The organism is Chryseobacterium sp. CCNWLW53 (assembly GCF_037083525.1).
Classification (GTDB): domain Bacteria; phylum Bacteroidota; class Bacteroidia; order Flavobacteriales; family Weeksellaceae; genus Chryseobacterium; species Chryseobacterium lathyri.
In genome coordinates this window covers 799,950-823,126 of record NZ_JBAOJR010000001.1, presented here as the reverse complement: position 1 = coordinate 823,126, position 23,177 = coordinate 799,950, and the positions used below count along the sequence as shown (strand labels likewise).

24 protein-coding genes are annotated in these 23,177 nt (G+C 36.7%); 21 read left to right on the top strand and 3 right to left on the bottom strand.

Translation table 11 applies throughout. The features are described from left to right. Positions 1-19: 19 nt before the first annotated feature. Both V6R96_RS03875 and V6R96_RS03870 read right to left on the bottom strand, forming a co-directional pair. Complete coding sequence (locus V6R96_RS03875) at positions 20-817, bottom strand: DUF2797 domain-containing protein (RefSeq protein ID WP_336378060.1); 798 nt, start codon at positions 815-817, stop codon at positions 20-22. Positions 818-854: 37 nt separating this feature from the next. Further along, positions 855-1,913, bottom strand: coding sequence for a DUF389 domain-containing protein (locus V6R96_RS03870; RefSeq protein WP_111953757.1), 1,059 nt, complete (start codon positions 1,911-1,913; stop codon positions 855-857). A 76-nt stretch (positions 1,914-1,989) separates the two neighbouring features. On the opposite strand from V6R96_RS03870, the gene V6R96_RS03865 reads away from it, so the two are divergent. The 9 genes from V6R96_RS03865 to msrA all read left to right on the top strand — a co-directional run bounded on the left by V6R96_RS03865 (position 1,990) and on the right by msrA (position 15,425). Then, entirely contained in the window at positions 1,990-3,012 is a 1,023-nt protein-coding gene (locus tag V6R96_RS03865; RefSeq protein WP_336378059.1) for a GDP-mannose 4,6-dehydratase, read from the top strand. Between the two features lie 142 nt (positions 3,013-3,154). After that, complete coding sequence (locus tag V6R96_RS03860) at positions 3,155-3,376, top strand: DUF2795 domain-containing protein (protein WP_002662059.1); 222 nt, start codon at positions 3,155-3,157, stop codon at positions 3,374-3,376. Positions 3,377-3,503: 127 nt separating this feature from the next. Continuing rightward, on the top strand, positions 3,504-6,578 hold the full coding sequence (secA, locus tag V6R96_RS03855) for a preprotein translocase subunit SecA (protein WP_336378058.1): 3,075 nt from the start codon (positions 3,504-3,506) through the stop codon (positions 6,576-6,578). A 153-nt stretch (positions 6,579-6,731) separates the two neighbouring features. After that, on the top strand, positions 6,732-8,918 hold the full coding sequence (locus V6R96_RS03850; RefSeq protein ID WP_111953763.1) for a TonB-dependent siderophore receptor: 2,187 nt from the start codon (positions 6,732-6,734) through the stop codon (positions 8,916-8,918). A gap of 40 nt (positions 8,919-8,958) precedes the next feature. Next, a complete protein-coding gene (locus V6R96_RS03845; protein WP_336378057.1) occupies positions 8,959-10,161 on the top strand; it encodes a PepSY-associated TM helix domain-containing protein in 1,203 nt (400 codons plus the stop codon). Further along, positions 10,161-12,278 carry a TonB-dependent receptor gene (locus V6R96_RS03840; RefSeq protein ID WP_223557821.1) on the top strand — a complete coding sequence of 706 codons (2,118 nt, stop codon included), beginning with the start codon at positions 10,161-10,163 and terminating at the stop codon, positions 12,276-12,278. The genes V6R96_RS03845 and V6R96_RS03840 overlap by 1 nt, the downstream gene beginning before the upstream one ends. Positions 12,279-12,329: 51 nt before the next feature. Continuing rightward, a complete protein-coding gene (locus tag V6R96_RS03835; RefSeq protein WP_336378056.1) occupies positions 12,330-13,541 on the top strand; it encodes a PepSY-associated TM helix domain-containing protein in 1,212 nt (403 codons plus the stop codon). Positions 13,542-13,625: 84 nt separating this feature from the next. Beyond that, a complete protein-coding gene (locus V6R96_RS03830; protein WP_111953769.1) occupies positions 13,626-14,594 on the top strand; it encodes an ROK family protein in 969 nt (322 codons plus the stop codon). Positions 14,595-14,870: 276 nt separating this feature from the next. Continuing rightward, the gene (gene msrA, locus V6R96_RS03825; RefSeq protein WP_336378055.1) at positions 14,871-15,425 is read left to right on the top strand and encodes a peptide-methionine (S)-S-oxide reductase MsrA; all 555 of its coding nucleotides are present in this window, start codon (positions 14,871-14,873) and stop codon (positions 15,423-15,425) included. 70 nt (positions 15,426-15,495) lie between these two features. On the opposite strand, the gene V6R96_RS03820 is transcribed toward msrA, so the two are convergent. Beyond that, positions 15,496-16,266 (bottom strand): hypothetical protein, encoded by a 771-nt coding sequence (locus V6R96_RS03820; RefSeq protein WP_336378054.1) that lies wholly within the window; start codon positions 16,264-16,266, stop codon positions 15,496-15,498. Between the two features lie 172 nt (positions 16,267-16,438). Between V6R96_RS03820 and V6R96_RS03815 the strand changes: the two genes are divergently transcribed. The 12 genes from V6R96_RS03815 (at position 16,439) to V6R96_RS03760 (ending at position 23,176) form a co-directional block, all read left to right on the top strand. After that, on the top strand, positions 16,439-16,588 hold the full coding sequence (locus V6R96_RS03815) for a hypothetical protein (RefSeq protein ID WP_336378053.1): 150 nt from the start codon (positions 16,439-16,441) through the stop codon (positions 16,586-16,588). Between the two features lie 62 nt (positions 16,589-16,650). Further along, complete coding sequence (locus tag V6R96_RS03810; protein WP_306841225.1) at positions 16,651-16,833, top strand: hypothetical protein; 183 nt, start codon at positions 16,651-16,653, stop codon at positions 16,831-16,833. Between the two features lie 58 nt (positions 16,834-16,891). Continuing rightward, on the top strand, positions 16,892-18,532 hold the full coding sequence (locus V6R96_RS03805) for a hypothetical protein (protein ID WP_336378052.1): 1,641 nt from the start codon (positions 16,892-16,894) through the stop codon (positions 18,530-18,532). Between the two features lie 10 nt (positions 18,533-18,542). Then, positions 18,543-19,208, top strand: coding sequence for a response regulator (locus tag V6R96_RS03800; RefSeq protein ID WP_336378051.1), 666 nt, complete (start codon positions 18,543-18,545; stop codon positions 19,206-19,208). A gap of 126 nt (positions 19,209-19,334) precedes the next feature. Then, positions 19,335-19,541 (top strand): hypothetical protein, encoded by a 207-nt coding sequence (locus tag V6R96_RS03795; RefSeq protein WP_336378050.1) that lies wholly within the window; start codon positions 19,335-19,337, stop codon positions 19,539-19,541. Positions 19,542-19,550: 9 nt separating this feature from the next. Next, entirely contained in the window at positions 19,551-19,883 is a 333-nt protein-coding gene (locus V6R96_RS03790) for a YegP family protein (protein WP_336378049.1), read from the top strand. Positions 19,884-19,893: 10 nt separating this feature from the next. Then, a complete protein-coding gene (locus tag V6R96_RS03785) occupies positions 19,894-20,964 on the top strand; it encodes a type I restriction endonuclease (protein WP_336378048.1) in 1,071 nt (356 codons plus the stop codon). 15 nt (positions 20,965-20,979) lie between these two features. Next, positions 20,980-21,486: an SH3 domain-containing protein gene (locus tag V6R96_RS03780; RefSeq protein WP_336378047.1), complete on the top strand. Its 507-nt coding sequence runs from the start codon at positions 20,980-20,982 to the stop codon at positions 21,484-21,486. An 18-nt stretch (positions 21,487-21,504) separates the two neighbouring features. Next, positions 21,505-22,128, top strand: a complete 624-nt coding sequence (locus V6R96_RS03775; RefSeq protein WP_111953789.1) for a PH domain-containing protein — start codon at positions 21,505-21,507, stop codon at positions 22,126-22,128. 4 nt (positions 22,129-22,132) lie between these two features. Then, on the top strand, positions 22,133-22,348 hold the full coding sequence (locus tag V6R96_RS03770) for a TM2 domain-containing protein (protein ID WP_336378046.1): 216 nt from the start codon (positions 22,133-22,135) through the stop codon (positions 22,346-22,348). Positions 22,349-22,359: 11 nt separating this feature from the next. Further along, positions 22,360-22,761 (top strand): DUF6804 family protein, encoded by a 402-nt coding sequence (locus tag V6R96_RS03765; protein WP_336378045.1) that lies wholly within the window; start codon positions 22,360-22,362, stop codon positions 22,759-22,761. Positions 22,762-22,768: 7 nt separating this feature from the next. After that, the gene (locus tag V6R96_RS03760; protein WP_336378044.1) at positions 22,769-23,176 is read left to right on the top strand and encodes a hypothetical protein; all 408 of its coding nucleotides are present in this window, start codon (positions 22,769-22,771) and stop codon (positions 23,174-23,176) included. The last annotated feature ends 1 nt before the right edge of the window (position 23,177 follow it).

Below are 23,177 nucleotides of genomic sequence, written 5' to 3'. Positions count from 1 at the left end.
GTTATTTTAAATATAAGGATTAATTTTTTATTTCCAGCTCAATTACATACCCCTCATGTCCTCTCACATTTATGAAATCTCCCCCTTGAAAACTTAAATACTGCCCCTTGATACCGATAAGCTTTCCGGTAAACTCAGGTTTCTTATCCAGAGTGAAAGACGTTATTTTAGCTGGTTTTTCAAAAGGATAATCGAATTTCCATAAGTTTTCTCCTTCGCTGTAGAACTTCTCGAAATCCTCAGGAAAATACTGCCTGATCTTCTGCTGGAAATCGGCAAGGTCTATTTCGCCTTCAAAATCATCCTGAAGCATTTTTTTCCAGTTTGTTTTATCAGGAAGATGCTCTTTTAAAGCAACTTCTATCATTCCTGCTTCATAACGGTTCTCTGTTCTGGCGATCGGAAGGGCAAAAGTGGCCCCTTGATCGATCCATCTCGTCGGGATCTGGTTATTTCTCGTTACACCAACTTTTACATCCCCGGTATAAGCAAGATATACGGTATGAGGCTGCAGTTGGATTTGTTTTTCCACTTCCAGGTCACGTTCAGCAACCCCCAAGTGAGCAGTAGAAAGCTCAGGCCGTATAATTGTATCACTGGCGTAAGGACTTTCAAAGAAGCAGTTTTTACAGAACCCCATTCTATAAACAGGTTTATTTTCTCCGCAGTTAACACATTGAAATCCGGTGTGTTTTACCCTCAATTCTTTTCCGAACAGCTCATTCATATGGATAAGGTCTCCCGAAAGATTGAGATAATATTGAATTGGCTGTGCATCGAAACTCGTCATTTTTAAAATTTGCCCTTGAAACTGCATAATTGTTCTGTTTATCGTAAATATATTAAAATTAAATTTATTTGATTTTATTCTGTGATTTGATCCTGTCTATTTCTTCTTTCAGCGCTGTTATCTGACTCTGAAGTTTTTGCATTTCCGGATTTTCAGAACTTCTCACCCCTGGTGAATATTGCCAAATCAAGTGAATATCTTTTACCAGCTCATTGTGGGCATCCAGTCTTTTTTTACTAATCGTGACACTGTCATTCAAAAGTGTTATCTTCAAAAAGTCCTGATCATTTTCTTTAAATGCCTCATAGCTGATAATAGCCAGCTCCGAATGGTTTTCTTTAATATTTTTAATATAATTTTCTGCACGCTCCTTTAGCTTTTCCTTTTCCCATTTCTTTTTTGTAAGTAGAATACTGGGAATTAAGATAACGATTGAAAGTAAACTGATGAAACCAGAAATTTTACGGTTGTGAGATCTATCCTTTATTCTGTAATATCTTTGATACCCTAAAAATATACTTAATATCCAGGTTCCTACTCCTATAAAAAAGCAATTGATAAGATAAAAATAAAAGCCTCCCCAAAAATACTCCCAATTTCCATTCGCTATTCCAAAACCAGCTGTACAAAGAGGCGGAATACATGCCGTGGAAACAGCAACACCCGCAATTACTTTTACAGCTTCTTTCCTTACAATTCCGAGGAACCAGGCCAGACCGCCCAATAAAGCCAGGAAACAATCAAAAATCGTAGCGGTCTTAAAACTTTCCAATTGAGAAGTCTCTGAATGAAAAGGGGAAACAAAAAAATACAGTGCGGAGGAACACATCGCAACAACAATCATCAGAACCCAATTGATAATGCCAAGTCTTATAAGCCTCCTGTTTCCTGTAGAAAGACCAAAGGCCATTCCTACAATTGGCCCCATTAACGGTGAAATAAGCATCGCACCAATAACAGCTGCTGAACTGTTGATATTCAGGCCTACACATGCAATTCCCATAGAAATTACCAGAAGCCATAAATTATGTCCCCGAAAATAAATTCCTTCTTCTATTTCCTGGAATGTAAATTCTTCATCTTCTTCCTTGGGTAATACAAATAGTTTTCGGAAATTGATCATGTATTATTCTTTCTGACAAAAGTATGAAAACAGCATTCAAGTATTATTAATAAATTTGCCTATTAAAAATCCACAAATGATTTATCTTGTAACTGGCGGAAGCGGCTTTATAGGTTCACACTTAATAGAACGATTATTAAGGAATGGACATTCTGTCATAAACGTTGACAATTTTGATAATTTCTATAATTATCAGACAAAAATTAAAAATACATTAGAGTCTATTGATAAAATTTCGGATTTTGAGTTTTCGGACAAAGAGACCGATATTACACATCTGGTTAGCCTTTCACAATCGGATAAATATCAGTTATATTATCAGGATATCCGTGATAAAAAGGGACTTGAAACTATTTTTAAAAATCACAAAATCGACCTTGTCATTCATCTTGCAGCCCTTGCAGGAGTACGTCCGTCCATTGAAAGGCCTCTGGAATATGAGGAAGTAAATGTACGTGGAACGATGAATCTTTGGGAACTCTGCAAAGAATTCAACATCAATAAATTCATATGCGCCTCTTCGTCAAGCGTTTATGGCAACAATGAAAAAACTCCGTTTTCAGAAGCAGATAATGTAGACCGCCCTATTTCACCTTATGCTGCAACCAAAAAAAGCGGCGAAATTTTGGGACACGTTTACCATAATCTGTATCATATAGACATGATCCAGCTTAGGTTCTTCACCGTATACGGCCCCAGACAGAGGCCGGATCTTGCCATCCATAAATTTACAAAACTGATCTCAGAAGGACAGGAAATACCATTCTATGGTGATGGAAATACAGCAAGAGACTACACTTATATTGATGATATTATCGACGGAATCACAAAATCCATTCTCTATTTAGAAACTCATTCCGGGGTTTACGAAATTATTAACCTAGGAGAAAGTGAGGTGATTACTTTATCAAAAATGCTTGGCACAATAGAAACCGCCCTGGGAATTTCTGCCATGAAGAAAAATCTGCCAATGCAGCCGGGAGATGTCCAGAAAACCTGTGCAGATATCACAAAAGCAAAGACATTAATTGGCTACAAACCAGACACAGACTTCCAAAATGGCATAAAAAAATTTGTGGAATGGTTTTTGAGAAAATGACATCATATAAGTTGCTGGCACAGCTGTAATGCAGCCTATGACGGGCAATGAACAAAAATTAATCAAAAAGAATTGAAAATCAAGTATAAAAAAGCGTATAATATAAGCTAATTTTATACTTTTGCAAAAAAATCAGAAAATTATGTACTGGACATTAGAATTAGCCTCATACCTAAGTGACGCACCTTGGCCAATGACAAAAGCAGAACTTATTGACTATGCAATCAGAACTGGTGCACCAATGGAAGTAGTTGAAAACCTTCAGGCAATTGAAGACGAAGGAGAAATCTATGAATCTATCGAAGAGGTTTGGAGTGATTATCCTACCGACGAGGATTTCCTTTGGAACGAAGACGAATATTAATGAAAGCAATAAGCTTTGAGCGTCATGCTTAGAGCTTTTTTGCCCTTTTTTATATAAAACATTCACACGATAAGCGTGTCAGTAAAACGCTTAAAGCATATTGCTTTAAGCATAAAGCAAAAAATTTATGAGTTTTTTAAACAAAGTTCTTAAAGGGTTTTTGGGAGACAAAAAAGCGCAGGACCTAAAAGAAGTAAAAAAAGTTGTAACAAAAATCAAAGCTGTAGAACCAGCCATTCAACAGTTAACTGATGATGGGCTGAGAGAAAAAACTGCTGAATTTAAAGAGAACATAAAATCTTCAACCAGCAAAATAACAGCGCAGATAGAACAAATAAAAGAGCAGGTAAAAAATTCAACTAACGTAGATGAAAAAGAAGCTCTTTTCTCAAAGATTGAATCTCTGAAGAAAGAATCATACGACATTGAAGAGAAAGTTCTTGCTCAGGTTCTTCCTGAAGCTTTTGCCCTGGTAAAAGAAACGGCAAGAAGATGGGCCCAGAACGGAGGCATCCGTGTTAAAGCAACTGATTGGGACAGACAATTGGCTGCTGCGGGTAAAGATTTCGTAGAGATTCAGGGAGATACTGCAATCTGGAAAAGCTCATGGGACGCAGCCGGAACTCCTGTAGTTTGGGATATGGTCCATTATGATGTTCAGTTTATCGGAGGGGTTATTCTTCACAGCGGTAAAATTGCTGAAATGGCAACCGGTGAAGGTAAAACTTTGGTAGGAACATTGCCTATTTACTTAAATGCTCTTCCTGAAAGAGGGGTTCACGTAGTAACGGTGAATGATTATCTTGCGAAAAGAGACTCCGCATGGATGGGCCCTCTTTATCAGTTCCACGGAATGTCTATCGACTGTATTGATAACCACCAGCCGAACTCAGACGGAAGAAGAAAAGCATACAATTCAGATATTACCTACGGAACGAATAACGAATTCGGGTTCGATTATCTGAGAGACAACATGGTAACTTCACCTACAGAACTTGTGCAAAGAGAATTGAACTTTGCCATTGTGGATGAGGTAGATTCCGTATTGGTAGATGATGCCAGAACACCGTTGATTATTTCAGGTCCGGTTCCTCAGGGAGACAGACAGGAATTCGATGTTCTTAAACCTTCTATCGACAGAATTGTTGAAGTTCAGAAAAAAACAGTTTCCTCCATCTTTAATGAGGCGAAAAAATTAATCGCTGCAGGAAACACAAAAGAAGGAGGATTCAAATTGCTTCAGGCATACAGAGGTCTCCCTAAAAACAGACAGTTAATCAAATTCTTATCGGAAAGCGGAAACAGAGCATTGCTTCAAAAAACTGAGGCTCAGTATATGCAGGACAACAACCGTGATATGCCGATTGTAGATAAAGATCTTTACTTTGTAATAGAAGAAAAGAACAATCAGGTAGATCTTACGGATAAAGGTGTTGAATACATGTCTCAGGGAAATGAAGATAACAATTTCTTCGTTCTTCCGGATATCGGGACAGAAATCGCAGAAGTTGAGGCTAAAAATTTATCTAAAGAAGAAGAATTTGAAGCTAAAGAAAGACTTTTCTCTGAATTCGCTGAAAAATCTGAACGTGTACACACGATGAGCCAGCTGTTAAAAGCCTATACATTATTCGAAAAAGATGATGAGTATGTAGTTATTGACGGTGAAGTAAAGATTGTTGACGAGCAGACAGGTCGTATCATGGAGGGAAGACGTTATTCAGATGGTCTCCACCAGGCAATTGAAGCTAAAGAAAATGTAAAAATTGAAGCAGCTACGCAGACCTTTGCAACGGTAACGCTTCAGAACTATTTCCGTATGTACAATAAGCTTGCGGGGATGACAGGTACTGCTGAAACAGAGGCGGGAGAGCTTTGGGAAATCTACAAATTAGATGTTGTGGTAATTCCTACCAACCGTCCTATTTTAAGACATGACAGACAGGATCTAGTTTTCAAAACTAACCGTGAAAAATATAACGCTGTAATCGAGGAAATTGAAAAATTAACAGCAGCAAAAAGACCTGTACTTGTGGGTACTACTTCTGTTGAAATCTCTCAGTTACTTTCTAAAGCGCTTCAATTAAGAAAAATTCCACACCAGGTATTGAATGCGAAGCTTCACAAAAAAGAAGCGGAGATCGTTGCCGGAGCAGGACAGCCGGGAGTTGTAACGATTGCAACGAACATGGCAGGTCGTGGTACGGATATCAAGCTTACCAAAGAAGTAAAAGAAGCTGGTGGTTTAGCCATTATCGGTACGGAAAGACATGATTCAAGACGTGTAGACAGACAGCTTAGAGGTAGAGCGGGACGTCAGGGAGACCCTGGTAGTTCTCAGTTCTATGTATCTCTTGAAGATAACCTGATGCGTTTATTCGGTTCCGAGAGAATCGCAAAAATGATGGACAGAATGGGTCATAAGGAAGGTGAAGTTATTCAGCATTCTATGATCAGCAAGTCTATTGAAAGAGCTCAGAAGAAAGTAGAAGAAAACAACTTCGGGATCAGAAAAAGACTTCTTGAATATGATGACGTAATGAACAAGCAGCGTGACGTAATCTATAAAAGAAGAAAGAATGCCCTGTTCGGAGATCACCTGAAATATGACATTACGAACATGATTTTCGATGTTTCCAATTCAATTGTTGCTAAAGGAAAAGCTACAGGAAACTATAAGGATTTCGAATTTGATGTCATTAAGTTCTTCACTATGGAATCTCCGGTTTCTGAAAATGACTTCAAGAGCAAGCAGGTTCCTGAATTAACAGATCTTCTTTTCAAAGCAGCTCAAGAAGATTACAAAATGAAACTGAACTTACTGAAAGAGAAATCATTCCCTATCATTGAGAACGTATATCAAAACCAGGGTTCCATGTTCAAAATGATCCAGGTTCCTTTCACAGATGGTCACAAGACAATGACTATTGTTGCGGATCTTAAAGAAGCTTACGAAACTCAATGTGAAAGCCTGATCAATGATTTTGAAAAGAACATCACTTTATCCATCATTGATGAAAACTGGAAACTTCACCTTCGTGAAATGGATGACCTGAGAAGATCTTCACAGGGAGCTGTTTACGAACAGAAAGATCCACTGGTAATTTACAAACAGGAATCATTCCACTTATTCAGTGAAATGGTAGACAAGATGAACAAAGAAATTATTTCTTTCTTATACAAAGGAGAAATTCCGGCCTAAGAATTCAATAATAAAATCTTATAAAAACCCCGCTTCAGCAGTGCTGAAGCGGGGTTTTGCTATTCATCAACTAATAATTTATGACAAATATCAATTTTATTATTTATTTAGAACAATTAAAAACAATATATTTGCAGAAAATTAGACTTATTCATGAAAAATGTACTGATCTGTGCCTCATTGTTAGGTTCTATCCTGGTTTTTTCTCAGGAAAAAGACACTATTAAATCTAATGATATCGAAGAGGTTGTTGTCAACGGAAGATATTATCAAAAATATAAACTTAACGAAGTCTCCGGATCATTAAGGTTACAGACTCCTCTTATAGAGCTGCCACAGAACGTACAGTCTATAAGCGGGCAGGTTCTGGCCGACCAGATCACTTTAAACATGTCCGAAGGAATTGTCCGTAACGTAAGTGGTGCCAGAAAAGTAGAACACTGGGACAATGTTTACTCAAACGTTTTCATGCGGGGAGCAAGTATCGCAACTTACATGAACGGAATGAATGTTTCTTCAACATGGGGCCCTATTAATCCTGATGCATCTATCATCGACAGAATAGAATTCGTAAAGGGACCTGCTGGTTTCATGGGATCTATGGGTGACCCTGCCGGGTTTTACAATGTAGTCACAAAAAAACCTACCGGAAAATTTGCCAACAGCGTAAGATTCACAACGGGAAGCTACAACCTTTTCAGAGGTGAAGCTGATCTTGACGGTGTTATTGTGAAGGATGGTGTTTTGGATTACCGTTTAAACTTAATGGGAAGCTCCAACAAATCATGGTCAGAAAATGATAAAACAAGCAAAATAATCATCGCTCCGTCTATTACATTCAGACCTACAAAAACAACAACATTCACGGCTCAGTATAATTATCAATATCTGAAATTCAACCAGCCGGGAGCATATTTAATGTCTAATGACGGCTATGCTTCGTTGAATGTTCATACCAATTTTAATGATCCGAACTTCAAAAAAACAGAAGTGAAAGATCAGAGTTTATTCTTAAGCCTGGATCAGAAATTATTCAAAGACTGGGTTTGGAGTACACAGTATGCCTATATGGATATGAATTATGATGGTGGCTCATGGTGGGGAACTTTTGACCCTGCTGATAAAAACATATTTAACAGGACTTTAAGCAACTGGCAGGCTGCCGGAAAAAACCACATATTCCAGACTTATTTAAGAGGAACTCTGAATACAGGAAATATCGTTCACAAAATTATTGCTGGATTTGATTATGGGAACAGAAAATATAACGCAGATTTTTCAGGGTATTCAAAAATTGTAAATGGAGTTGAGACTGCAATTTATCCAATTAATATTCAAAACCCTCAATATGGTGTAGATCCTTCTACATTACCGCCAGATAGTTTTTATACTTTAAACTCCGCAGCTCCTTTCTACAATGACCAAGGCGTAAAATATACCTCATATTATGCACAGGATCAGATAGAAATGTTCAATAACAAACTTCGTCTTACATTAGCAGGAAGATACACAAGCGGAACCACTTTCGCAGGATATCCTTACTACTCAGAAGGAAATATAGTTCCTAAAGATACAGCTGGTGAATTTACACCAAGAGTAGGATTAAGTTACTCTTTCAGTGATGATTTCTCTGCATATGGAGTTTTTGACAAGACTTTCGTTCCACAGTCGGCTATTCAATATTCAGAAACAAACCCTAAAGGTGTCCCTCTTACCACGCCTTTCAGAGGCCAAAACCTTGAAATCGGTATTAAAAAAGACTGGTTTGGCGGGAAATGGAATTCAACATTTGCTGTATATGATATAAGAAGACAAAATATATTTACATCTGATCCCGCCCGTCCAGGCAGTGGTCTTTCAGTAGCTACCGGTGAACAAAGAGCAAGAGGTTTCGAAGCTGACATTAAAGGAGAAATTATCAAGGGATTAAATGTTGTTATTAATTATGCCTATACAGATGCAAAAACAATTAAAGACAGTGATGCAGCAAAAATAGGTCAGCAGTCTCCCGGAAATGCCAAAAATGTACAGAATACCTGGTTAAGCTACAGATTTGAACATGGCAATTTAAAAGGATTTGGTATTTCAGCAGGTTATCAATATCAGGGAGGGAGACAGTCCTGGTTTGGAACAACGGCAAAGTATGATCAAAGCCTTGAAGATTATTTTGACACCAACTTCGGGATTTCTTATGTAGCAAAAAAATTCGATGTCAATCTATTGCTGAACAACGTTCTGAACAGAAAGCTTTACAGCGGGTATAGATCAGATGATGGCTCATACGCATGGATCTACAATGCTCCACGTAACTGGAGATTATCAATCGGATATAAATTTTAAATAATTAAAAGTTAGCCTTTGCGGAGGTTAACTTTTTTCTATGAAGAAAAAGCACTACCATAAAAAGAAAGTTTCTTTTACAAAGAAATGGTCTGCCAAACTGCATTTGTGGTTTGGTTTGTCCGTTGGTATCATTGTTTTCATTGTTGCTTTAACAGGTACAATGTATGTTTTCAAAGATGAGATTCAAAACGTTCTCAGAAAAGATGCCATTTATGTAAAAGCTGAAACCATCAACCAAAATCCTCTTTCCATTCAAGTTCTTAAAGAAAAGGTTTCTTTGGAAATGAATGAAAAATACCCTGTCAGCTCTATTGAAATTCAGTTAGATAAAAACAAATCTTATGAATTTCTTTATTACGAAAAAAACAAAAAAGCCTGGAATTATTTTGATGAAGTTCTCATCAATAAACTGGTATATGTTAATCAGTATACAGGAGAAACTACAGGAATTTATAATGAAAAATATGACCTCTTTCCTATTTTAAAAGCCGTTCACTGGAGTTTACTTTTAAAATCAGATTGGGGAAAATATGTAGTAGGAATTCCTACAGTCCTGTTTATCTTCATGCTGATTACGGGAATTATTTTATGGTGGCCAAAGAACAAAAAAGCAAGAAAAGGACGATTCTGGTTCAGTTGGGAAAATGTGAAGACCTGGAAACGTAAAAATTACGATCTTCATAATGTATTAGGTTTTTATGCTTCATTCTTGGCCCTGCTGATGAGTATTACAGGGATTTACTTTGCCTATCCGTACGTCAAAAACACCTTCAATCTTACACTTTCGGGCTCTTTGGAGCTGCCAAAAGAAAAGGAAATCAAATCTCCGGACTCCCTGATGATCAAAAACACATCCGTTTTTGATCTTACCGCTCAGGAAACCAGAAAGCTTTATCCTACCTCTTCCAGCTTCAGAATTCCACTGAACGGAAAAAACAAAAAGGGAAAAGAATTAAAGAACATACCGGTTACCATATATGGACAGGAAGGACGCTACAGTGAGAGAAATACATTGGTCTTTGACAAATATTCAGGGAAACTTCTTGCAGATAAACCTCATCAGAAACTGAGCAATGCAGAAAAATATGCCAATGCCAACTATGATATCCACACAGGATCCTATTTTGGGCTGTTCGGGAAAATTTTATGGTTCATTACGGGTCTCATCTGCACATCACTCCCCGTTACCGGCTTTTTAGTATGGTGGGGAAAACAAAAGAAACAAGGAAAGAAAATATAATGAAAAAAGCGCTTTTATCAGCCGCATGCTTAGGGTCGGCAACAGTTTTTGCACAGGTTAAGGACAGCCTGCAGACCAACAATGTGGATGAAGTTGTGATGACTGCTTCCAGAAAAAAAGAAAGTATTAAAGAAATACCAAGCTCAGTAACGATTGTTGCAGAAAAGCAGATCCAGTCTCAGCTTACCGTCAATTCTGATATCACCAGCATTCTTCAGTATACGGTTCCCAGCTTAGGGACCAACTCCGGGCAGACCTCCAACACAGGCCAGACTTTAAGAGGTCGTCAGGTTCTTGTTCTTATTGACGGAATTCCACAATCTACCCCTTTAAGAAACGGGGCAAGAGACATCAGAAGCATCGATCCTTCTGTTATTGAAAGAATTGAAGTGATCAAAGGAGCCTCTTCTATCTACGGAAACGGTGCAGACGGCGGAATCATCAACTATATCACCAGAAGAAGTAAATCTGATAAAAAAATTTCCGGACTTACCCAGGTTGGTTTTACAGGCCAGACCTATGGAGGAACTTTAGGAATAAGAGCCAGCCAGCTGCTATCCGGAAAAGTGAATAAATTTGATTATGTTTTCTCTCTTGCCTATGAAAGAACCGGCTATATGAAAGATGCCGACGGAGTAAACCTTACTCCAACCTACAGCCCTGCAAAAATGGATAACTATAACGGAATGCTTAAAGTTGGTTATAATATCAATAATGACCAGAGAATTGAAGCTTCTTACATTGGATATTCCTCCAGATCTGATCTTAACTTAGGGCTCGTAACCGGAAAATACGGCTTTAAACCAACCATTGGCGAAGGTGTAGGAAAAAACCTCGAAACGACACCTCAGGGAACACCAAAAAACCACAATTTCAGGATCAATTATGATAACCAGAATCTTTTTGGAGGAACTACTTCATTGAATTTCAATGCTTATATGCAGGATTTCAAGACAGTATACGGATACAGCGACACCTTCTTCGGAGGAGGGCAGTCCAATGTCATTTCCAAAAAATATGGCGCCAGATTCAACTTTGATACAAAGCTTTGGAACGCTCAAAATTCGCAGGCTGAAGTCATGTACGGAATGGATATCCTTAATGACCAGACCGTTCAGAAGCTTGAAGATGGGCGTTACTGGACACCGGATATGAATATGACCAACCTGGCCCCTTTTGTGTTGGTTAAAATCGATTTATTAAAAAAATTAACCATTAAAGGAGGTCTTCGCTACGAAAACATGAACGTTAAAGTAGGAGATTTTAATACCCTTTCCTCTATTAAAAGTGACGGAACTTTTACAACAAGCATTTTTGTGACCGGTGGAAAACTAAAATATAATGCATTAGTGGCTAATTTAGGAGTACGTTACAATATTGAACCTTTCGTTAACCTGTTCGGAAGCTTCTCTCAGTCCTACTCTATCAATGAGCTGGGAAGAATTCTGAGAACATCTACCCAGGGAACCATTCAAAATCTTGAAACCAAGCCTATCATTGTCAACAATTATGAATTCGGTGCTACAGGACAGATTTCAAAATGGGTCAACTACGAAATTACGTCTTATGTAAGCACTTCAAAACTGGGGGCTTCATTTGTACAGAGTGCAGACCGGGCATTAACCATACAGAGGTCGCCGGAAATTGTTTACGGTGTAGAAGGGTTCCTTCACTTTACCCCTGCAAAATGGATCAATTTCGGAGGAAGCTACAGCTGGATGGAAGGGATTACCTCCATTAAAGACGATGGGGATTATTCTGCAAAAATCAATAACAGCCGGATTTCTGCGCCTAAGATACTTGCTTATGTTCAGGCAAGACCTATACAAACTCTATCAATTGGTTTTGATATGCTGCACGCCTTTGAGCAGGACAGATTTCAGCCAAATGCAAAAACCGGATTATTTGTATACGGAGAAGGTTATGTTCCGGAATACACTGTTTTTAATTTTAAATCAAGCTACGAAATCAATACAAACTGGAGAGTTTCGTTGGGTATTGAAAACCTGTTCAACAAAATGTATCAGCCTGCCATAGCATGGTGGTCTGCTCGTGATAGCGAATTCGTGAATTCACTGGGGAGAAGAGGCACTCTGATGCTTGAATATAAATTTTAATTAAACTAAATAAAAAGATAAATTTATCTTTGTGATACTTTGAACTGCGATATGAGAAAAAAACATCATCATAAGAAAAAACCGGGCTTTTTCAAAAAATGGTCAGCCAAACTGCACCTGTGGCTAGGTCTGGGAATTGGCTTTTTGATTTTTATCATTTCCATTACAGGAGCGCTTTATGTTTTCAAAGACGAAATAGAAAATCTCACCAGAAAGGACGTCATCTACCATAATGAACAGAATATAGCACAAAAACAGGTTCTCCCCATCAGAGTAATAGAAAAAGCTGTTGCCGAACAGGTAAAAGAAAAGTATCCTATCCATTGGGTAAATGTCCCTATCGATAAAAAAATGTCGTACATATTTTATTGGTATGAGCATAATACAGATACCTGGAATTATTTTGATGAATTTCCGATCTATAAAGCGGCTTATGTAAATCCTTATACGGGAAAAGTCCTCAGAACATATGATGAAAAGAACGGATTCTTCAATATTGTAAAAATGATCCACTGGAGCTTTTTACTGAAACAGGACTGGGGAACCTATGTAGTGGGAATCCCTGTTATCATATTTATCATCATGCTTATTACCGGAATTGTTCTCTGGTGGCCTAAAAATAAAGCAGCAAGAAAGCAACGTTTTTCTTTTAAATGGAAGAACATCAAAAGCTGGAAAAGAAAGAATTATGACCTTCACAATGTGCTTGGCTTTTATTCCTCCATCTTTGCTCTCATCTTCGCAATTACAGGACTTTTTTATGCTTTTTTCTTTGTACAGGCTATGATATACGTGATATTCTCCGGGGGAGAAACAAAATATCCGGATTTTTCCTACATTAAAACCAAGGCTCCGATAGAACTACGGACTGAAGGAACACTGGACAAAGTCATTCATACTGTACAGCAGAAATATCCTGATGCTTTCGGTTTTGCTATTGACCTTGGCCATGAGCATATGGATGATCATGAGCATCCTAATTTTGAAGTGTTTGTAAAGCACCTTTCTTATTCTTATCACAAAAACAGCAGCCTTATTTTTGATGAAAACTCCGGTGAACTGCTCCACACCCACGATCCCAAGGACAAAAACTTCGGCGAAAAAGCAGTAGCGGCCAACTATGACATTCATGTAGGAGCAATTCTAGGGCTTCCTACAAAGATCATTGCATTTATTGTCAGCCTCTTGTGTGCTTCCTTGCCTGTCACCGGATTTATGATCTGGTGGGGCAGAAGAAAAAAGAAACCGGTAAAAGCTGCATAAAAGTTTTTTAAATAAAAGTTTGTTAATAATTCATTAATACAATCTTTTTTATAATTTTAACCCTTTAGAATTTATAAACAGGAAATGTCATTAATAGATTTATCAAAACAAGTTGCTCTAGGAATTGATATCGGCGGAACGAATACAAAGTTCGGAGTAGTAAACCATCGCGGTGAAGTTCTGGAAAAAGGAAGTCTGAGAACTGATGAGTACGAAAAAGTGGAAGACTTTATCGAAGCTTTGTATGAGCAGGTTCAGCCCCTGATCGAAAAATACGGTACAGAGAAAAACTTTGACGGAATTGGAGTAGGCGCTCCTAATGCCAACTATTATAAAGGAACCATCGAACAGGCTCCCAACTTACCCTGGAAAGGACTGATCCCTTTCAGTGAGCTGATGAAAGCCAAATTCAGCCTGCCATGTACCATTACCAATGATGCTAATGCAGCAGCTCTTGGTGAAATGCTGTTCGGAGCAGCACGAGGTATGAAGGATTTCATTATGATTACCCTGGGAACAGGAGTAGGCAGTGGAATCATTTCCAATGGAAGTTTGATTTACGGACATGACGGCTTTGCAGGAGAACTTGGCCATACCATTGTAAAACCAGGCGGAAGAAAGCACTGGAGCACAGGATCTGAAGGAAGCCTGGAAGCTTATGCATCAGCGACAGGAATTGCGATCACCGCAAAAAAAATGAGGGCTGAATTTCCTGAATCTATGCTGAGTCAATATCCTGAAGAATCCATTAACTCAAAAACGGTACATGAATGTGCCATAAAAGGTGACCCAATTTCTATTGAGGTTTTCAGATATACGGGACAGAAGCTGGGTGAAGCTTTGGCGAATTTCGTCATGTTTTCTTCACCGGAAGCCATTCTTTTATTCGGCGGCGTGATCAAGGCCGGTGATTTTATTTTGAAGCCTGCAAAACTTCATATGGAAAGAAATCTTCTTCCGATTTTCAGAAATAAAGTGAAACTGGTTTTCAGTGAACTTGATGAAGCAGATGCTGCCATTCTTGGAGCAAGTGCTTTAGTTTGGGAAAAATAACTGAAACAGCATTAAAATAATAAAAGCATCCTTTTGGGGATGCTTTTTGTTTTTAAACAACATACTCAATTGATTTTTCCACAGATCTCACAGAATTATTTGTGCCATATCTTTCAATTTATCGTCTCATTAATCATTAAAACATACAATCAATTCTGTTTTAAATCATTCTGTTTATCATCCGAAATGAAAAAGTTTTTCTTATTTTTGATTGGTTTTTTACTCATTTTCTGCCAATGCAGAGAGAAGAAAACGGCTAATAAATAATTAAAAATAATGGATAATAATAATTTAGAACAGATCACTTTCGGCGGTGGATGCTTCTGGTGTGTGGAAAGCTGTTTCAACATGCTTAAAGGCGTGCAATCTGCTATCTCCGGATATTCAGGAGGCCACAAAGACAATCCAACCTATGAGGAAGTGTGTACAGGAGAAACGGGACACGCTGAAGTGGTACAGATTACTTTCGACCCTAAAATCATTTCTTATGCACAGCTGATGGATGTATTTTTCTTCCTTCATGATCCTACCCAGCTAAACAGACAGGGCAATGATATCGGAACACAATACCGTTCCATTATTTATTATAAAGATAATGCAGAAAAAGCTAAAGCCGAGGAAGCCCTTAAAAAATCCGAAGAATCAGGTAAATGGCCTGGAAAATACGTAACGGAAATAACGCAGTTCGAGAAGTTCTGGCCTGCTGAACAGTATCACCAGGGTTATTATAACGTGAACCCTAACCAACCTTACTGTAGTGCCGTAGTAGGCCCGAAGATCCAGAAATTTAAAAAACATTTTGGGGAATTGGGAATGCTGAATGAAGCGTAAAAAATATAAAGCGAATATCTTTTTGATGTTCGCTTTTTTTTGTGAAAAAGTAATTAAAAGGACGTATATTTTACTTTATTCCAGCATAAAAATCCACCATATGCTCACTAACTCTTTTGAGTTCTTTTCCGTTTTCCGGATTTTTCCCATCCATAGTAAAGAATTCCACCTTATTATTATATTTTGAATACCATGCCTTGCCTACAGCATTTTCTACAGTTAAAGTATCTGGTCTTGTAATTTTCTTAAAGTGATTAAATATATTTCTGTCCATTGCCACTACTTCAGAGTTAGGATTAGCATTTGCATCGCTTGTACCTATATATTCTTCTCCATTCCAATACATATATTTATCTTCACCTAATTCCCCTCCATTATAAGCCAACCCAAAAGCCAAAGTTAATATTATAGCCCCAATTCCCATCCCATTTTTCGCCAATTGAGGTACATTAAAAATGGGTTGATTGGTAATGTTTATGATGATCTTAGATAACCTTTCGGAAAGGGAATCTTCATCCTGATCTATTTTAAGCTCGATCTTAGTTTCCCCTGTATCTTTCTCAATCACTACATTCTCACAAAATTCCTCAAAATTATCATATTCTACATACCAGCTTAATTGATCCAATGTAATCTCATCAATATCGTAATCCCTATTCTCTCTTATAAGTCTTTTATGATATCTCACAAAGGTTCTTACATCCTTAACCACATCAAACCTTTCTTCTAGTTTTAAGGTTAGATAACTTAAAACAGAAATATCACTGGGGTCAATTCTATTGAGTTCTTTTTTCGCTTTTTCGTATGCTTTTTTTAGCAACAATTTCTTCTTATCAAACATGGAATTAGTTTAAATGGATTAGTGCTGTCTAAGTTAGACAAAACTTAGACAACTGCATTACGGATTTCCATAAAAATCAGACATTTACCTTCAGTCAGCTGTCTTTCCTCTGTCTAGGAATGACACCCACTTCTGTCTTTACTTTGTCCTCAGAAATCAGCAGAAATAAACAATGAAAAAACAAATTCAAAAAAAGCTGATTTCAAAATCACCAGAGAAAACGGAGGAAAACTCCGGGTTGGGAAGCGGATGTTTCTCCTCCGTTTTTGAAGGTTTACTTCCCAAAAATTTAAGAAGCGCTTCGAAATTTTTACACGTGTAACACTGCTCACGATCTGTTTCGTGAGGAAGAACACTAATGCCAAATTTTAAATTTTTAAACCAATGTTAGAATTAATATTGATGCTATTGGGATTAGCATTTTCAAATAACAACGCAAACACGACATCAGATAATAGTAATAATCAGGAGCAGACAACAGTTCAACTGACAGATCCGGGAGAAGGAGTAGATCCGGGGGATACGGGTGGAGAAACGGGACAGCTTCCTCCTCCTCCAAAAAAATAACCAATTTAGCGAAAGAGAATTTCTTTCGCTTTTTTTATTATTTTTGATAAAAAACTAATTGAAAAAATTCATCTTCTTATTACCTGTAATTCTATTTTCCTGTAATAAAAACAACAGAACTGCAAAAAGTGATAGAACAGACTATGACAAGGCATATAATTATTTAAAAACTGCAGAAAAAGATAGTGCTTTTAAATATTTCAATAAGGCAAAAGATTTTTTCATTCAAGAGGACAATCCTTCATTCGCCGGTAGTTGTTTAGTAAATATGGCCATTTTACAATGTGAAAATGGAGATTATTATGGCAGCCAAGAAACAGCTTTATCTGCAATTAAATATTTAAACCCCCAAAAGGATACTCTGGAAATAGTAGGAAATTATAATAACTTAGGCATTACCTGCCAAAATTTAAAAGAATATAATAAAGCCGCACAGTTTTACAATAAAGCTGTCAGCTTTTCAAAAGACCCGATTGATCAGTTAACCCTACTAAATAACAAAGCAATCTCATACACATACTTAAAAAAACATGATTCTGCCATTCATATTTTTAATAAAATATTAGCTTTTCCAAATATAAAAGTCCATGCTAAGATTTTCTCAAAGGTCTATGATAATTTAGCTTATACAAAATTTAGCCAAAATCCTGCATATAATGCAGAGCCAGAACTAAATGAAGCTCTTCAAATCAGAAAGGAGACAAATGACAATGATGGCTTAAATGCAAGTTTTTATCATCTAACAGAATATTTTGAAAATAAAGACCCTAAAAAAGCATTGTATTATGCCAATGAAAACTGGCAGATAGCTAAAAAAAATAATAGTCCGGATGATCAGTTAAAAGCACTTCAGAAGATAATTACATTGGAAAGTTCTAATAATTCAAAACATTTCTTTTTGAAGTATCAAAATCTCAATGATAGTCTTCAAACCGCTAGAAATAAAGCGAAAAATCAATTCGCTCTGATTAGATTTGATGCAGAAAAAATGAAGAATGAAATAGCAGAAAATGAAGCTGAGCTTTTAAAAAGAAATATTGGTTTATTATCCTTATCTATTCTCTTAGTTAGTGGAGGGTTCTGGTATAAAAAAAGAAAAAAAAGACTCGAACAAGAAAAAGAGCTCGAAGTAAAAAACACTCAACTTAAAATGTCGAAAAAAGTCCATGACGTGGTTGCCAACGGAATTTACCAGGTCATGACAAAAATAGAAAATCAGGAAAATTTTGATAAAGAAAAAGCTTTAGATGAGCTGGAATTTGTGTATGAGAAATCCAGAGACATTTCCTACGAAAAGGAAGATGCTAAAGATGAACAGGATTTTAGCGAAAAGATTTCAAACAGTATTGGCTCTTTTAATAACGATACAGTAAAAACCTATATCGCTGGAAACGAAAAAAATATCTGGGAAAATGTAAGCCAGCCTAAACAGGAAGAAATCTATCAAATCATTCGTGAGCTGCTTGTCAACATGAAAAAACACAGCAAAGCATCTGTTGTTTCGTTTCGCTTTGAAAGAATTAACAATGAGATCACCATCCATTATAAAGACAATGGAATTGGAATGTCCGGAGCGGTAATGTATAAAAATGGATTATCAAATGCGGTTTCCCGTATAGAAATTTTAAAAGGACAAATTATTTTTGACACCGAAACCGAAAAGGGACTGAAAGTCGACATTTCATTTCCTGTTTACTAAAAACTAAAAAATGTTCAAAAAAATTTTAATAGCCGAAGACCATGAAATGGGTAGTTTATCTGTCCAGAAAACATTAGAAGAACTCAATATTCCGAATGTTGATTATGTATATTACTGTGATGATGCCTTAGCAAAAATTAAAAAATCTATTCGGGAAAACGATCCTTACGACTTGATGATTACGGATCTTTCTTATGAAGAAGATCATCATCTTCAGAATATTAAAGATGGAAAAGAACTGATTGACGAAGTCAGAAAGTTACAGCCTTTATTAAAAATCATCGTCTTTTCCGGAGAACGTAAATCAGGAATTATTGATTTGCTTTTTACCGAATCCAGGATTAATGGATACGTCCGCAAAGCCAGAAACGACTCTAAAGAACTGAAAAAAGCAATCGCATCCGTTTACGTTAATGAAAACTATCTGTCTCTTGACCTTAAACAGGAAGTTAAAAAACTCAACAGTTATGAGTTTACAAAATATGACATAACACTTGTTTCTCTTCTTTCTCAAGGGGTTCAGCAAAAAAATATTCCGACTTATCTGCAGAATAATAATATCACACCCAATAGCCTGAGTAGTGTGGAAAAAAAATTAAACAGTTTAAAAGAAGCGCTGGGAGTTACAAGCAATGAACAATTAATAGCTTTCTGCAAAGATCTGGGAATTATTTAATCTTGTTTTTAAATATTGTATAAAACCTTTCAAAAATTTGAAAGGTTTTATCTTTTACGGTTAACCGTAAGGATTGGTTTTCTAATCGTTCTACTTTTGGAGTGTTAAACATTTAAAATAAATAATATGAAAAGGTATTACGTAAACAAAAGAGCACAAAGCAACGGAGATCATGAAGTACATCATGAAAACTGCAAATATCTGCCGGACCCTGCGAATAGAAAATATTTGGGAGAATATTCTTCTTGTAAGGATGCTGTAAAAGAATCAAAGAAAACGTACTCCCAATCAAATGGGTGTAAAACATGTTCAAACGAATGTCACACTAGCTAAGTAATTGTTATGGAAAAATTTGTCATCACAAAAAGAGTCAACAACGAGTATCAGTTTAATCTAAAAGCCGGAAATGGCGAAATCATTTTAACCAGCGAAGGCTACGTTCAAAAAGCATCTTGTATAAAAGGTATTGAATCTGTGAGGGTCAATTCCCAGGAAGATTCAAGATACGACAGAAGAGTTGCAAAAAACGATAAAGACTACTTTGTACTAAAAGCAAGAAACGGAGAAATCATTGGTAAAAGTCAATATTACAGTTCCAAATCTTCAATGGAAATCGGGATTTCATCTGTGAAAAAAAATGCGCCTACTGCTGAAATCGTTGACGAAACCCTTTAAAAACAATACTATGGATCTCAAAATTAAACTTGAACAGTTACACCAGAAAGTAGTCGGCCTGAAAGACCAGATCAGTACGGAAGAAGCGACAAAAAATGCTTTTGTAATGCCTTTTATACAGATTTTAGGGTACGATATCTTTAATCCGACAGAAGTTCTTCCGGAACATATTTGCGACATCGGAACGAAAAAGGGAGAGAAAGTAGATTATGTAATCAAACATAATGATGAATCTATTTTTATTATAGAATGTAAGCACTGGAAAGAAAATGCTGATGCACACAATTCTCAGCTTCACCGGTATTATCATGTTTCAAAAACACGGTTTGGCGTGTTGACCAATGGAATCGTCTATAATTTCTATACCGACCTGGAAAAGCCTAATATTATGGATGAGAAGCCTTTTTTCACCATCAATATTGAAGATTTAAAAGACAGTTCTATCAAAATTCTTGAAAGTTTCACCAAAAAAGATTACAATCTTGAAAGCATATTAGATTCTGCCGAAGCCTTGAAATACATCAAAGCGATCAGGAAAGAGTTTGAAAAAGAAATTGAAACCCCTTCCGATGAGCTCGTCAAATTATTAGTCAGCAGATTTTTTGAAAAACCAATGACAGCCAACAGAATGGTTTCTTTTAAAGAATATACCAAGAAGGCTTTAACGACTTCCATCAATGAATCCATCAGTTTCAGGCTTAAATCTGCATTAAGCATTAATGAACAGATTGAAAAACAGGAAGAAGGGGTGAAAACCGCTCAGTCTATCGATGAAAATAATGATTCAAAGATTGTAACCACCGAAGAAGAGCTGGAAGCCTTCCAGATTGTAAAAGCGATTTTAAGAGAAAAAGTTCCTTCCCAGAGAATTGCCCACAGGGATACTCTATCCTATTTTGGAGTTTTACTGGATGACAACAACAGAAAACCTCTTTGCCGCTTTCACTTTAATACCTCAAATAAATACCTGGAAACTTTTCATAACGGTAAAGAAGCTGGGGAAAAAGTCCTATTGAACAACCTGGATGAAATTTACAATTTCAAAGAAGCACTCCATAAAACCTTAGAAAACTATAATTAACAAAAACTAATATCCATGAAAACATTCATCTCTATACTCATCCTAAGCATTGGTATATTGACTGCTAATTCTTTCAGTCTTTCCGGCTCCAAAAGCCTACACCATGGCAGAAGATGTACCGGTTCTGCATCATGCAGTGCCTGCTCCAACTGTACAGGTTGCGCTCATTGCTCTTCCGGAGGAAGCTGCGGCGTATGCAGTGGTGGCTCTTATGGAAAGAAATCATCTTCCAGTAAAAAGAAATCTAAAGCCTCTCCGGATTCGCATTACACTAAAAAAAGTAAATCTTATAATTCTCCTAAAATCCGGATTGATGAAATCAACATCAATACCAACAACCGGTATTTTGCAGGGATTGCAGTAACCAAGATCTATGAAAAGCCTTTTCTAAAGTCTAAAGTAATAGAGACCGTTCCAAAAAACACTGAATTAAAACAATTATCCAAACAGGATTCCTGGTATAAAGTGCAGGTGAAAAAAAGCGGAAAAGTCGGATATGTCTATTACAAAGATGTAAAATAATTTGAAAAACAAAACATCATGAATTTAAAGAAATTTTTAAACGAAGAACAAGATCCAAAAGCCGTTGAAAAGCTTTTAGAGAGAATCAATGATCTTATAACATCCCAGGAGTTTGTAGAATATATTGCTGTTCAAAAAAAACCTGCTATCAATTTTTCTCCAGACTGTATAGCACTTACCAACAGAAGAATTATCTTCTGCAGACCTAAAAACTTTGGATTATCCATGGACTTTCAGGATTATAATTGGGTAGATATTGCAGATTGTCATATTAAAGAAGGAATTTTAGGGGCCACTTTTACAATGAAAACCATAGGCAATTACACCAATATGATGGATTATCTGCCAAAAGCCCAAGCCAGAAAACTTTACCAGTTTGCCCAGGAAATTGAAGAGAAGATGAGAGGTGTAAGAAGAGAAAAAGATCTTGAGGTCAGAAGAGCCTCAGCAGGTGGAGTTACGGTAAATAATGCCACTCCGATAATAGCACAACCTTTTCAAACTCCGCAAACTGTTACACAGCTTATAGAAGCTGAAGATCCTTTTGCTGTTTTACAAAAACTGAAAGGATTAATGGATAACGGAATCATTTCTGTCGAAGAATTTGAAAGTAAAAAGAACGAAATATTATCAAGAGTTTAGCCATATGAAATCAAAATTTACTGCCGCAATGCTTGCTCTCTTTTTAGGCTGCCTAGGCATTCATAGATTTTATTTAGCACAAAATAAATTAGGATTATTGTATTTGCTATTCTTTTGGACATTCATTCCCGCATTTATTGCACTGATTGATTTTTTCATTTTCATTTTTATGTCTGAAGATAATTTTAATTACAAATATAATCTCAAGACCGGATTTTAAAACTTAATCCCATGAAACCTTTTCTTACCTTATGCGCGGTCTGTTGTTTCCTAGCTATTTTCAGACTTCCTATAGAATATTATACTATTTTGAGAATTCTCATTTCCATGGGTGCTTTACTTGTTTTGTATAATGCAGACCGTTTTAAGCAATATTATTTCAGTCTGATTTTCCTCTTCATCCTTATCCTTTTCAACCCTGTTTTTCCTATTTATCTGTACAGAAAAAATATCTGGATTCCTATTGATATCATAACCGGGATCCTCTTTCTGCTGATCGCTTTTGTTGAAAAACCGGAAGAAAAAAAGAAAGAAATCACAGAAGCTACGGAAGAAACGATAGCACACCCTACCCAGCCGAGGCTCCATTCCCGGGATGTCATTATTAATCCTAAAAAACCAAGAGAAAACTAACCCAAACATGGAACATATTCAAATTACCGAAAACCTTAAAGCACATTTTTTAAGACTCTACCAGATGGCCATCTGTGATGATGATTTCAGTACCCTGGAACTGAAAATGCTTTATAAATGTGCGGAAGAAAGAGGCATATCCCCTAAACACCTGGACGAAATCCTTTTAAATCCTATCAATTTTAAATCGCTCGTTCCCCAGACCATTGAAGAAAAAGTAGACTATCTCTATGACCTCACCGTAATGATCTGGGCAGATGGAGTAGTTTCCCCGAATGAATATTCTGCAATGGAAAAATATGTTCTGATGTTTGGGTTCCTTCAAGAAAACGTAAAAGCGATTGTCGATTATCTGATAACCTCTGTAAAAACCGGAAAAAATAAAACAGATATTTTATACGAACTAAAAAACTAAC